Origin of the sequence: Sphingomonas sp. IW22 (genome assembly GCF_041321155.1) — a bacterium.
Classification (GTDB): domain Bacteria; phylum Pseudomonadota; class Alphaproteobacteria; order Sphingomonadales; family Sphingomonadaceae; genus Sphingomonas.
Map to the genome: position 1 here is coordinate 1364696 of NZ_JBGGWB010000001.1, position 12713 is coordinate 1377408.

At 67.1% G+C, this 12713-nt stretch carries 13 protein-coding genes and 1 tRNA gene; 6 read left to right on the forward strand and 8 right to left on the reverse strand.

Annotation, left to right across the window (positions count from 1 at the left end):
• Positions 1 to 63 precede the first annotated feature (63 nt).
• Positions 64 to 154: transfer RNA gene (locus ACAX61_RS06895), tRNA-Ser, on the forward strand.
• 36 nt (positions 155 to 190) lie between these two features.
• Here ACAX61_RS06895 and ACAX61_RS06900 read toward each other — a convergent pair.
• A complete protein-coding gene (locus ACAX61_RS06900; RefSeq protein ID WP_370714932.1) occupies positions 191 to 397 on the reverse strand; it encodes a DUF2924 domain-containing protein in 207 nt (68 codons plus the stop codon).
• A 3-nt stretch (positions 398 to 400) separates the two neighbouring features.
• On the reverse strand, positions 401 to 535 hold the full coding sequence (locus ACAX61_RS06905) for a hypothetical protein (RefSeq protein ID WP_370714037.1): 135 nt from the start codon (positions 533 to 535) through the stop codon (positions 401 to 403).
• Between the two features lie 115 nt (positions 536 to 650).
• On the opposite strand from ACAX61_RS06905, the gene ACAX61_RS06910 reads away from it, so the two are divergent.
• Entirely contained in the window at positions 651 to 968 is a 318-nt protein-coding gene (locus tag ACAX61_RS06910) for a hypothetical protein (protein WP_370714038.1), read from the forward strand.
• 125 nt (positions 969 to 1093) lie between these two features.
• Here the strand turns inward: ACAX61_RS06910 and ACAX61_RS06915 are convergent, their stop codons facing one another.
• Positions 1094 to 1534, reverse strand: a complete 441-nt coding sequence (locus tag ACAX61_RS06915; protein ID WP_370714039.1) for a nuclear transport factor 2 family protein — start codon at positions 1532 to 1534, stop codon at positions 1094 to 1096.
• 449 nt (positions 1535 to 1983) lie between these two features.
• Between ACAX61_RS06915 and ACAX61_RS06920 the strand changes: the two genes are divergently transcribed.
• The 4 genes from ACAX61_RS06920 to ACAX61_RS06935 all read left to right on the forward strand — a co-directional run bounded on the left by ACAX61_RS06920 (position 1984) and on the right by ACAX61_RS06935 (position 8300).
• On the forward strand, positions 1984 to 4362 hold the full coding sequence (locus ACAX61_RS06920; protein ID WP_370714040.1) for a hypothetical protein: 2379 nt from the start codon (positions 1984 to 1986) through the stop codon (positions 4360 to 4362).
• 50 nt (positions 4363 to 4412) lie between these two features.
• Positions 4413 to 5297 carry an RNA methyltransferase gene (locus ACAX61_RS06925; protein ID WP_370714041.1) on the forward strand — a complete coding sequence of 295 codons (885 nt, stop codon included), beginning with the start codon at positions 4413 to 4415 and terminating at the stop codon, positions 5295 to 5297.
• Complete coding sequence (gene purU / locus ACAX61_RS06930; protein WP_370714042.1) at positions 5297 to 6151, forward strand: formyltetrahydrofolate deformylase; 855 nt, start codon at positions 5297 to 5299, stop codon at positions 6149 to 6151. The genes ACAX61_RS06925 and purU overlap by 1 nt, the downstream gene beginning before the upstream one ends.
• 76 nt (positions 6152 to 6227) lie before the next feature.
• Positions 6228 to 8300 (forward strand): prolyl oligopeptidase family serine peptidase, encoded by a 2073-nt coding sequence (locus tag ACAX61_RS06935; RefSeq protein WP_370714043.1) that lies wholly within the window; start codon positions 6228 to 6230, stop codon positions 8298 to 8300.
• 43 nt (positions 8301 to 8343) lie between these two features.
• On the opposite strand, the gene mmsB is transcribed toward ACAX61_RS06935, so the two are convergent.
• The 5 genes from mmsB to ACAX61_RS06960 are packed head-to-tail and all read right to left on the reverse strand — an operon-like array spanning position 8344 to position 12695.
• On the reverse strand, positions 8344 to 9222 hold the full coding sequence (gene mmsB / locus ACAX61_RS06940) for a 3-hydroxyisobutyrate dehydrogenase (RefSeq protein WP_370714044.1): 879 nt from the start codon (positions 9220 to 9222) through the stop codon (positions 8344 to 8346).
• Position 9223: 1 nt separating this feature from the next.
• Entirely contained in the window at positions 9224 to 10000 is a 777-nt protein-coding gene (locus ACAX61_RS06945) for an enoyl-CoA hydratase (protein ID WP_370714045.1), read from the reverse strand.
• On the reverse strand, positions 9997 to 11040 hold the full coding sequence (locus tag ACAX61_RS06950) for an enoyl-CoA hydratase/isomerase family protein (RefSeq protein ID WP_370714046.1): 1044 nt from the start codon (positions 11038 to 11040) through the stop codon (positions 9997 to 9999). Before ACAX61_RS06950 ends, ACAX61_RS06945 begins: the two co-directional genes overlap by 4 nt.
• A gap of 4 nt (positions 11041 to 11044) precedes the next feature.
• On the reverse strand, positions 11045 to 12193 hold the full coding sequence (locus ACAX61_RS06955; RefSeq protein ID WP_370714047.1) for an acyl-CoA dehydrogenase family protein: 1149 nt from the start codon (positions 12191 to 12193) through the stop codon (positions 11045 to 11047).
• A gap of 4 nt (positions 12194 to 12197) precedes the next feature.
• Positions 12198 to 12695, reverse strand: a complete 498-nt coding sequence (locus ACAX61_RS06960) for a hypothetical protein (protein WP_370714048.1) — start codon at positions 12693 to 12695, stop codon at positions 12198 to 12200.
• Positions 12696 to 12713: the final 18 nt, after the last annotated feature.

Sequence of the window (12713 nt, forward strand, 5' to 3'; positions counted from 1 at the left end):
CATGCAATCCCCACCTTGCAGGATCCAGCCACCTGCCCTAAGCGCCCCCCTTCCAGTGCCCGCGGAGCGGTGGCCGAGTGGTCGAAGGCGCTCGCCTGGAAAGTGAGTATACGGCAAAACCGTATCGAGGGTTCGAATCCCTCCCGCTCCGCCATCTAGCCCCGATCTTTACGAGAGTTTGGAATGCGGTTCACGAAACCGCGCTTCCGCTTGAGGTGCGGCCCTCACGGTGGATGGACTGATTCTCGTCGATCGTGACGACATGCATCCTCCCCTGCCACTCGCGTACGAGCCGCATGCCGGGGCGCGTCGCATCGGTGCGCGTTTCTCCGCGCGCGATCTGATCCAGCCGGCGGGTAGTCTCGCGACTGTGGCCGCCAAGCCGCTGCGCCTGGATCTCCTAGGTGAGCGTCAGGCCCAGCAGTTTGGGGCTGACACGCGGCAGCGGGCTTTTCGTGAACTTGCGCCAGCGCGCGCGCAGGTCGCTCGAGGACAGCGCCTCGAGCGCGGCAATCTTGGCGTCGATGTCGCTCATGTAGACCCCGCGATGATGCGGTCGGGGGTAATCTCGCCCACCCGTGCCCGCCTCCGTACGGACAAAGCGCGGTGCCCGTTCGAACCTGCTTCTACGACATCACGTCGAGGGGCTGATGGCTGTGTTCCAAAAGTTTAGCGGCAGGCCGATTGTCGTGCAGAAGGAGAGGAAGTTCGCCAGCGTTCACGCCAACGTCTACAACCACGTCAGCCTCGAACGTCATCTCGTTGATCGCCGGATTTACAAGGAACGCAGCTCGGCTGCCTTCGCCGAGCGGGGAATGCTCGCGAGCTCGCTCCTTGCGCTCAAAGACGGGCCTGCATCGTGCAGAGACGGGTTCGCGTTAGACTGGCAGCACCCGTCGCAGCCCTATTTCCTGGCCAGGCCCGAATTCGGCCGGACATTTCGGATGTCGTGTCTGGCCGAATTCTGAGGGTGGCGGTGTTCGAGCCGAGCACCGGAACGTCTACATGCGCAAGCGGCAGGTTCGAGGCACAGGTTCACACCGTCTAACAGACTCCGCCGATCAAGCGCGCGGCTGGGGCGGATCGCTGGCGATCAATCCACAAAAATCGCCTGAAAAACGATCTTGTCATCGCGCACGATGAAGACGTCCTTGCCGGTTACCTGCTGCGGCTGGCCCTTGAACTGGACCCAGTGGAGGATGGCGCCGTCGCTGCCAGCGGGTTCGATCTTCGTTTCCATGGCCTTGACGCCGTCGTGATGCGCCTGGTCGGTCAGGGTTGCGAAGACGCGGCGCGCCTGTGCCTGGCCGGAGAAGACGCCGGGGCCGTTTGCCGGGGTCTGATCGGCGACCAGTCCCTGCGGCGTCACGACGACGGTGTCGGTCGAATAATCATCCATGATCGGCTGCAATTCGCCGCGCTTCATGCTGTCGACATGGCGCTGAACCACCTCGACCGGCGTGCTGGCAAGGGCGGCCGTGGAAAAGCCCAGCGCAACGACCGGGGCGAGGGCGGCGATGTGGCGAAGGTTCATGGTGAACTCCCTGATGAAGATGACGGGGAAAGCGCGGTTAGCGGGGCGCCGGGGTTCGACGAATGTCGGAAAACGTGGCGGGCGCCGCCGATCGCGGGCGTGCGAGCTTTCCCGCAAGGTCCCTTCGCCCCTGCCATGCCCGGCGCCCTGGCGCTGCAAGCACGGCTATCGATCCGGTCACCTGGCCGGAAAACGTCATCCTCATCCCGTTCAGCCACCCCTGACAAGCAGATGTGATGCCGTCGCCCGCTCGTTCCGGCGGCGCTTTGGCAGGGCGCAGGGTTGGCACAGTTAGGCGCACTTACCAAGTGCCGAACGGGCAGATTCGTCAGCGGTGCATCGCCCCCGATGAAATCTCCGCCTTTGGGGCGACGAAAATATGCGCCATCCCGCTGACAGAGCACCGATTCCCTTGTGTCGCCGCGCCGCTTGGCTTGTATAGCGTCCCCATGGTTCGCGTGCTTTCGGTCCTTGTCGCGTGGTTGATCCTGTTCACCGGGGTCGCCGCCAGAGCGCAGCAGCAAAACGGCTTCGATCTTGAAGGGCCGGCGCTGGCCATCACGGTCGAGCGCGGCGGCGTCACGCTGCCGATCACGGCGGTGCCGGCATTGCGGGCGGGCGACCGGCTGATCGCGCGGGCGGCGTTTCCGGACGATCAGTCGGCGCGCTACATCCTGATCGCGGCTTTTCTGCGCGGCGCGACCAATCCGCCGCCGAAAAAATGGTTCTTCGACGCAGAGACCTGGAGCAAAAAGAATAGCGCGCTGGAAATCACCGTGCCGGAGGGGGCGGAACAGGCGCTCCTGTTCCTGGCGCCCGAAACCGGAGGCGGATTCGATACGGTGCGCGATGCCGTGCGCGGGCGGCCGGGCGTGTTCGTGCGCGCGGCACAGGATCTGTATCAGGCATCGCTGGACCATGCGCGGCTCGACGCCTTTGTCGCAGCGGTAGGTCGGATCGGCGACAGCGACCCCGCGCGCCTGGGCACGGTCGCGCCGGTGCTGGCCAAGTCGCTGGGCATCAAGCTAAACGTCGAATGCCTGTCGCGGCCCCGCGCGCTGCAGGCCGCGTGCCTGACGCAGAATCGCGAGACATTGGTATTGCAGGCACAGCGTGGATCGACGCTGGCGGAAACGCTGACCGGCACGCCGGTCGACCTGGCCTATCGCATCGCGGCCACGCCAGAGGCGGGGGGCGGTTATTACAGCCCGTATATCGGGCTGGCGCGTGATGTGGCGCGACTGTTCGGCGCGTTTCGGACCGCGCAATATCAGTATCTGCCCGCCCTGTCGGTCAATAGCGGAGAGCAGATCCGCCTGAAGCTGAACGCGGCGCCGTCGTTTCAGAACCCGCGTTCGGTGCTGGTCGCGCCGCTGCCGCCCATCGGCACCGCTGCGCCGCCACGCTGGCAGGCGGGCGGCCAGGGTTCGGTATGCCTTGCCCGGCCAGAGGCGACACTGCCGCTTGAGGACGCATCGCTGCTTTACGCCACCGGCTATGCTCGCAACCTGTCGCTGGCCGTCACCGGCAGCGGCGGCGCCAGTCGCGACCTGCCTGTCGTCGCCGATGCCGAGGCGGGCGGCGTTCGCATTGCCGGTCGGGATGGCCTGTCCGATCTGGGCAGCGTCACCGGGGCGGTGCTGCACGGCAAATGGGGGTTCGACGACTTTTCCGGGCCGCGCCTTCCCGGCGTGCTGGACGCACCCGGCGCATGGCAGGCCCAGCCCGATGCCACGGTGATCGTCGGCCGAGAGCATAAGCTGACGCTGCATGGCGGCGCGGCGGCCTGTGTGTCGCAGGTCGCGCTTGGTGAGCCGGGCGGCGCCAATCGCACCGTGGCGTGGAAGATGACCGCTCCGGACCAGCTGGAGACGACGCTGCCGCTGAAGGGAACACGGGCGGGTCCGCTGTCGCTGGCCATTGCCCGTTTCGGCGCCACCCCGCCCCAGACGATCGAGCTGACCGGCCGGGTCGAGGCCAGCCGTATCGACGGCTTCACCGTTCATTCGGGCGACCGGGAGGGCGTGCTGCGCGGCGCGCGGCTGGATCAGGTAAAGCAATTGTCGGTCGGGTCGCTGCGCTTCACGCCCGGTTCGATCACGCGCGACGGCGATGGCGACCGGCTGACCATGCTGAGCGAAGCGGCGGTCGAACGCGCAGCCGGGCCGGTGGACGCGACGGTCACGCTGAAGGACGGGCGCACCACTCGCGCCCGCGCCAACATTGCCCCGCCCCGCCCCACCGCCAGCCTGCTAAGCCGCAAGGCAGCGTATCAGGCGCCTGAAGGCGTGCTGCCCATCACCCTGCCCGACGCGCTGTTGCCCGAAGGCGGGCGTCTGGACTTCTCCTTCCGCGTGGCAAACGGGCCGCTTCGCGACGGGATCGAGATCGCGACGCGCGACGGCACCACCGCCCGCCTCGATTTCAAGACGGGCGCGCTGCAACGCATTGGGGAGGATGTGGTGGTTGCCAGCGTCACGCCCCATGCGCTGTTCGGGCGCAGCGTTGCCGGGCCGGTTCGCTTCCGCCTGCTGAACGACGGCGCGCCCGGCGACTGGCAACCGCTGGCGCAGGTTGTCCGCCTGCCCGAACTGACGGGCCTGTCGTGCACCGAAGGCGAAGGGGAATGTTCGCTGACGGGGCGCGGCTTGTTCCTGATCGCCGCCATTGGCGACAATGCCGAGCTGACGTCGCCCACCAATGTGCCGATCGGCTTTGTCGGTGCAGCCATCGACCTGCCGCGACCGGCGGGGGACGCATTGTTCCTGCGCCTGCACGACGCGCTGGACGCGCCGGTGCGGCTGAACCTGCCCGAACCGAAGGGGTAAGCCCGCCTTCGCGCTTGTCGAAGGGCAGTCGCGGGGGATAAGCGCGGGCCATGCAGTTCTGGGCCTATCTCATCCGCGATGCCGACGGCGCGCTTCACAGCGGCCATGGCGACGATATCGACGGCGTCATGTCGGCCATGCCCGAGGCGACGCTGATCTGGTCACAGGCGTTCGAAACGGCCGAAGCGGCGGCAGCGGCGGCGGATCGTGCGCCCCCGCCTGTGATCGTGCTGGTCCGCCCGCAGCTGGGCGAGAATATCGGCAAGGCGGCGCGCGCGATGCTGAATTTCGGGCTGACCGAAATGCGCCTCGTTGCCGCGCGCGACGGCTGGCCCAACCCCGCCGCCGGTCCCGCCGCCAGCGGCGCCGACATCGTGCTGCAACAGGCGCGTGTGTTCGACAGCGTGCATGACGCAGTGGCCGATTGCGCCCATGTCTATGCCAGCACCGTTCGCAAGCGCGGCGTGACCAAGCCGGTTGTCACCCCCGAACAGGCGGCAAACGGCATTCATGGCCGCACCGGCCGCTCCGCCATCCTGTTCGGGCCGGAACGGTCGGGGCTGGAAACCGACGACGTCGCCATCGCGCGCGAGATCCTGACCGTGCCGATCAATCCGGAGTTCGGGTCGCTCAATCTGGCGCAGGCGGTGATTCTGGTCGCCTATGAATGGTCCAAGCATGTCGCGCTGGTCCAGCCGACCGACACCGAACTGGACCCGCCGGCCAGCCAGACCGATTTGGACGGCATGATCGGCCAGTGGGAGACGATGCTGGAGGGGGCCGGTTATTTCTTCCCGCCCGACCGCGTGCCCGCGACCAAGCGGACCATGCGGACGCTGCTGACCAAGCCCGGCTGGACGGCGCAGGAGGTCCGCACGGTTCGCGGCATGTTGTCGGCGCTGGCGCGGCCGCGCGACCGGTCGGGGGAAATGTGATGGGCGAACTCTGCACGCTGACGCTGTCGTGCGACGACCGGCCGGGGCTGGTCGCGGCGGTAGCGGGGTTTCTGGCCGGGCATGGCGGCAACATCGTCGATGCCCGGCAATTTGACGACCGGATGAACCGCCGCTTCTTCATGCGGGTGGTGTTCGAACTGGCGACGGGCAACGCCGCCGCCATTCGTGCCGCCTTCGCACCCGTCGCCGCCGAACATGGCATGGCGTGGAAGCTGCGCGGCGCGGGGGAACGTCAGCGCGTGGTGCTGATGGTATCCAAGTTCGACCATTGTCTGGGCGACCTGCTGTATCGCCGCCGCATCGGCGAACTCGACATGGATGTCGCCGCCATCGTGTCGAACCATCCGCAAACGGCGCTGAATGTCGGCGGCATCGGTGATATTCCCTTCCACCACCTGCCCGTCACGCCCGAAACCAAGCCGCAGCAGGAAGCGCGGCTGAAGGCGATTGTGGAAGAAAGCGGCGCCGATCTGGTCGTGCTGGCGCGCTATATGCAGATTCTGTCCGACGATCTGGCGTCGTGGCTGTCGGGCCGCTGCATCAACATCCATCACAGCTTCCTGCCCGGATTCAAGGGCGCGAAGCCCTATCATCAGGCGCATGCGCGCGGGGTGAAGATGATTGGCGCCACCGCGCACTACGTCACCGCCGATCTGGATGAAGGGCCGATCATCGCCCAGGATGTCGAGCCGATCAGCCATGCCGACACGCCCGACGATCTGGTCCGCAAGGGCCGCGACATCGAACGGCGCGTGCTGGCGACGGCGGTGGCGCATCACCTTGAGGACCGGGTGTTGCTGAACGGCAATCGCACTGTCGTTTTCCGCAACTGACGGTAACGCGCGAAACCGCTTGCCTATCGGCGGGCGGCGCGCGACCTTCGCACGCGCAACAGGGAGAAATCACCGGATGTTTCGCCACTTCGCCGTGCTGCTGCTCGCCAGCACCGCCGCCCCCGCTTTCGCGCAGGATGCCACGCCGCCCGCCGCCACCGCGCAGGCGCCCAGCCGCCTGTTCACCGGCAGCGACCTGTTCAGCCTGGAACAGGCCAGCGACCCGCAGATCAGCCCCGATGGTTCGCGCATCGCCTATGTCCGCCGCTCGGGCGACATCATGGCGGACCGGATGCGCTCGGCCATCTGGCTGATCGACACCAAGACCGGCGTGCAGACCCCGCTGGCCGCCGGCCCCGGTTCGCACAGCAGCCCGCGCTGGTCGCCCGACGGCACGCGCCTGGCCTATGTCTCCGCGGGCGAGGGTCAGTCGCCGCAACTGCACGTCCGCTGGATGGCGAGCGGCGAGACGGCGCGCATCACCGGCATGGCCGACAGCCCCGATTCGCTCAGCTGGTCGCCCGACGGTCGCCAGATCGCCTATGCCATGCGCGTGCCGGGTGAGGGCATGAAGCTGGGCAAGGCACCGCCCAAGCCCGAAGGGGCGAAATGGGCCGAACCGCTGGAGATCATCGACCGTGTCACCTATCGCGCGGACGGCGCGGGGTATCTGAAGCCGGGTTACGACCATCTGTTCGTGGTGTCCGCCGATGGCGGCGCGCCGCGCCAGTTGACCTTCGGCGATTTCAACGACGGCGGTCCCTTGAGCTGGTCGCGCGATGGCCGCTCGATCGTGTTCGCTACCAACCGCCGCGCCGATTGGGAGCGGGAGCCGAACGACAGCGACATCCACTCGGTCGACGTGACGACCGGTGCGCTGACACAACTGACGCGGCGCTATGGCCCCGATGCGGCCCCCGCCGTGTCGCCCGACGGCGCGCGCATCGCCTATCTCGGCTATGACGACAAGCGCCGCAGCCATGAACCGGCGCAGCTGTATGTCATGGACCGCGACGGATCGAACCCGCGCTCGCTGACCGCCAACCTCGACCGCGAAATCGACACCGCCGTCTGGGCAAAGGACGGGCGCAGCATCTTCGTCTCCTATGACGACCATGCCGTGAAGAAGGTCGCGCGCATCGACCTGAACGGTCGCGTGACGCCGGTGGTTGACGGGCTGGCGGGCGGCGGGCTGGACCGGCCCTATACCGGCGGCACCTTCTCCATCTCTAACGACGGGCGCGTCGCCTATACCGGCGGCGACTGGAAGAAGCCGGCAGACGTGTGGCTGAGCGGCAAGCCCGTCACCCAGCTCAACGAAACCTGGCTGGCGGGCAAGGCGATGGGGCAGCTTCGCCCGCTGGATGTCACGTCAAAGGACGGGCGCAAGATCGATTCGTGGCTGGTGCTGCCCCCTAGCTATCAGCCGGGCACACGCGTGCCGCTGATCCTGGAAATCCATGGCGGGCCGCACACCGCCTATGCGCCGGTATTCTCCAGCGATTACCAGCTGTACGCCGCCGCTGGCTACGCCGTGCTCTATACCAACCCACGCGGCTCGACCTCTTACGGTGCCGAATTCGCCAATCTGATCGACAAGAATTACCCGGCGGAGGATTATGACGACCTGATGGCCGCCGTCGACGCGGCGATCGGCGCGGGCGTGGCCGATCCGAACAACCTGTTCGTCACCGGCGGTTCGGGCGGTGGCGTGCTGACGAGCTGGATCGTCGGCAAGACCGATCGGTTCAAGGCGGCCGCCACGCAAAAGCCGGTCATCAACTGGATCAGCGAGGCGCTGACCATGGACGGCACCGGCTTTACGTCGCGCTACTGGTTCTCGAAACAGCCATGGGAAGACCCGATGAGCTATTGGCAGCGCTCACCGCTCAGCCTGGTCGGCAACGTCAAGACACCGACGTTGGTGGTGGTGGGCAGCGAGGATTATCGCACCCCCGTCAGCGAGAGCGAGCAATATTATGCCGCGCTGCAAATCCGCGGCGTACCGACCGCCTTGGTCAAGGTGACGGGCGCCAGCCATGGCGGCTTCACCGCGCGGCCCAGCCAGTCGGCGGCAAAGGCGTCGGCAATTCTGGCATGGTTCGACAAATATCGCGGCAACGCGGCAGCGACGACCGCCGGGACCTGATCCGCTTGGCACCCCGGCTCGCGGGCCGGGGTGCCAAACGGCTTTACCCCTTCAACATGCGGATGATGCCGGAAAAGTCGGTGGCGGCGTCCCCGCCATCAACGAACCGCTGATACAGCTCCGCCGCGCGCGCGCCCATCGGTGTGTCGGCGGATGTGTCCGCCGCCGCATCCATGGCAAGGCGCAGGTCCTTCAGCATCAGCGCAGCAGCAAACCCGCCTTGGTAATCGCGGTCGGCGGGCGTTTCCGGCCCGACGCCGGGCACCGGGCAGTAACTGGTCATCGACCAGCTTTGCCCCGACGCCTGTGATGCGATGTCGTAAAAGGTCTGGAGGTCCAGCCCCAGCTTTTCTGCCAGCGCGAAACTTTCGCACGTCGCGATCATCGTCGCGCCCAGCAGCATGTTGTTGCAGATTTTGGCCGCCTGACCCGCGCCTGCGCCACCGGCATGGATCACCGCCTTGCCCATGTCGTCAAGATAGCCCTTCGCCCGCTCGAACGCGTCGGCGCTGCCGCCGACCATGAAGGTCAGCGTGCCCGCATTGGCGGCCGCGATGCCACCCGACACGGGCGCGTCGACCATCGCGAAGCCCTTCTCCGCTGCCCGTTCGGCCACGGTGCGCGCGGTGGCCACGGGGATGGTCGAACAGTCGATCAGGATCGCGGCGCGCGGCGCGGTCGCCAGCACGCTTTCGCCATAGACGCTTTCGACATGGCTGCCGGCGGGCAGCATCGTCACCACCGCCTCGGCATCCTCGCACGCGGCCGCAGCGCTTTCGGCGGGCAGGCACCCTGCCTTCTTCGCGCGCGCCAGTGCCTCTTCCGACAGGTCGAAGGCGCGCACGTCATGCCCGGCCTTGGCCAGATTGGCGGCCATGCCCCCGCCCATATTGCCCAGCCCGATAAACGCGATGCGTGCCATGTCAGCGCCCCTTCCAGTTGCCGGGACGCTTTTCGACAAAGGCGGCCATGCCCTCCTTCTGGTCCTCGGTCCCGAACAGGCCGTTGAACAGGCGGCGTTCGAACTGCACGCCCTGCGCCAGCGGCATTTCGAACGCGGCGTTCACCATTTCCTTGTTCGCCAGCACCGCCAGCGGGGCCATCGACGCGATGGTGGCGGCGGTCTTCACCGCTTCCTCGACCAGATCGGCGGCGGGGATAATGCGCGCGACCAGGCCGGCGCGCTCAGCTTCCTCGGCGCCCATCATCCGGCCGGTCAGCACCATTTCCATCGCCTTGGCCTTGCCCACCGCATGGGCCAGCCGCTGCGACCCGCCCATGCCGGGGGTCACGCCCAGCTTGATCTCCGGCTGGCCGAACTTCGCCGTGTCCGCCGCCAGGATGAAGTCGCACATCATCGCCAGCTCGCACCCGCCGCCCAGCGCATAGCCCGCGACCGCCGCGATCACCGGCTTGCGCGTGCGCCCGAACGCTTCCCAGCCGGAAAAGTGATTGCGGCCGTACATGTCGGCAAAGCCCATGTCCGACATTTCCTTGATGTCGGCGCCCGCCGCGAAGGCCTTTTCGCTGCCGGTGATGACGGCGCAGCCTTGAGCGTCATCGGCATCGAACGCCGCCAGCGCGGCGAGCAGGTCGGCCAGCACCTGTCCGTTCAGCGCGTTCAGCGCCTTGGGCCGGTTCAGCGTGATCAGCGTGACGCGCTCGCGCCGTTCGACAAGGATCGTTTCATAATCGGTCATGCGGGGTTCCATTCCTCATCGGCAGGGAGCGGCGCAAAGATGCGGTCGATCAGGTGGTCGCTGACGCCGCCGGGCGTGTCAGGGTTCCAGCGCGGGGCATTGTCCTTGTCCACGATCACCGCGCGCACGCCCTCCACAATGTCGGGACGCTGGACGACATGGCTGGCGACCGCGAATTCCTGACGCATCTCGTCTTCGAAACTGGGCATGGTTCGCCCGTCGAGCAACAGCTTCAGGCTGACCTTCATTGCCTGCGGCGATTTGGTGGCCAGCGTGTCGCGCTGCTGGCGTGCCCACTCCCCGCCATCGGCCTCAAGCGCGGTCAGCACATCTTCCAGCCGGTCGCTGGCGAACAGCCGGTCGATGGCGTCGCGGTGCGCCAGAATACGGGCGTCGGGCGCGGCGGTGGACAGCGCGTCCAGCACCCCCTCGATCCCCGCCGGATCGGCGGCGATGCGGCGCTTTGCCTCGACCAGCGCGTCGGCCGGCATGTAATGCGTGGCTAACCCCAGCGCGAGGCACTCCGCCCCGTCCAGCCGGTGACCGGTCAGCGCCAGAAACTGTCCCATCCGCCCGTCAAGGCGCGACAGATACCAGCCGCCGCCGACATCGGGGAACAGGCCGATGGCGGTTTCGGGCATGGCGAAGCGCGTATTTTCGGTCGCGACGCGGAAACGCGCAGGCTGCGAAATCCCCACGCCGCCGCCCATGGTGATGCCGTCCATGAACGCGACCACCGGCTTGGCAAAGGTGAACAGCCGGTGGTTCATGGCATATTCGACGCGGAAAAAGTCGCGCGCCGCCTGTCCGTCCCCCGCGCTGCTCTCCGCAATCAGACGAATGTCGCCGCCCGCGCAAAAGCCCCGGCCATCGGCATGGTCGATCGTCACCGCCTGTAGCGATGGATCGCTCGCCCATTCACCCAGCGTGTCCAGCATCACGCGGCACATATCGGCGGTCAGCGCATGGATCGCCCTTGGCCGGTTCAGCCGAATTCGGCCCAGCGTGCCGTCGCGCTCGATGATCACATCGTCGGTCATGCCCTTACCCTTGCCGCAACAGATCGCGCCCGACGATCATCCGCATCACCTGATTGGTGCCTTCAAGGATCGAGTGCACGCGCAGATCGCGCCAGAAGCGTTCGACCGGGTAGTCCATCAGATAGCCATAGCCGCCATGCAGTTGCAGCGCGCGGTCGGCAACCGCCGATCCGGTGTCGGTGGCCAGCCGCTTGGCCATGGCAGCGAAACGCGTGCGATCGGGTGCGCCCGACGTCACCTTGCCCGCCGCCATGTAGAGGAGCGCACGTGCCGCCTCCAACTCGGTCGCCATGTCGGCCAGCATGAACTGCGTGTTCTGAAAGTCCGCGATCGGTCGCCCGAACTGCTGCCGCTCCTTGGTATAGCGGACCGCTTCGTCCAGGCACCGCTGCGCGCCGCCCAGCGAGCACGCGCCGATGTTCAGCCGCCCGCCGTCCAGCCCCATCATCGCGATGCGAAACCCCGCGCCCTCTTCGCCCACCAGATTGGCGACAGGCACGCGCACGTCCTCGAACGTGACGGCGCGGGTGGGTTGCGAATGCCAGCCGAGCTTGCGTTCGTTCGCACCAAAGCTGACGCCCGGCATGTCGCGTTCGATGGCCAGGCACGAAATGCCCTTCGGCCCTTCGCCGCCGGTGCGGACCATCACCAGATACAGCTCATTCTCGCCCGCGCCCGAGATGAACTGCTTGGTACCGTTCACGACAAAGTGGTCGCCGTCGCGCACCGCCCGCGTCTTGAGCGCAGCAGCGTCCGAACCCGATGACGGTTCGGTCAGGCAATAGCTGGCCAGCCATTCGGCGCCGACCAGCCGGGGCAGGTAACGATCCTTCAACTCGGCCGAGGCGAAGCGGTCAAGCATCCATGCGGCCATGTTGTGAATCGAAATGAACGCGCTGGTCGAGGGACAGCCATAGGCCATCGCCTCCATGATCAGCGCCGCCTCCAACCGGCCCAGCCCGATGCCGCCTGATTCCTGGCTGACATAGATTGCGCCAAAACCCAGTTCGGCGGCGGCCTTTACCGTATCGCGCGGGAAGATGTGCTTTTCGTCCCATTCCGCAGCAAAGGGGGTGATACGATCGGCGGTAAAGCGGCGCGCAAGTTCCTGAATCTCGCGCTGGTCATCGGTCAGATCAAACTGGTCGGTCATTCGGTCAGCTTCCACATCGGGTATAGGTGACGGGGTCCAGCCCCGATTCGGTTCGGGTCAGCCGCTCGCCATCGGCCGACAGCGCCAGCGTCGCGCGGCGCGTCCAGCTCTCGCCCTCGCCCGACATTTCCAGCCGGAGCGCGATTTCGCGCGGGGCGCGGCGTTCGATCTCGTCCGCTCGCCCCTCGCTTTCATAGAACATCAGCCGGTCGGCCTCGACGCGCACGCGCATCGTCGCCGCGCGCCCGCATCCGTCGCCGCCCGCCCATGTCCCGCGCCATTCGGCGGGAATGGCATCCACCGGGCCCAACGCGGCACCCGCGCCCACATCCGGCGTCGCTTCGGCCTCCGGCGTTGGCGTCTCGACCGGCTCCGGCGTCGGCGCCACTTCGATCGTCGGGGTGGCGGGGGGCGGCACGTCGATGCTGGTATTCTGCTCCGGCGCGGGGTCGCCGCACGCGGCAAGGATCAGGGCGGGCAACAGGGCAAGGCGGGCGCGCATGCGGGTCTCCATCGGGCG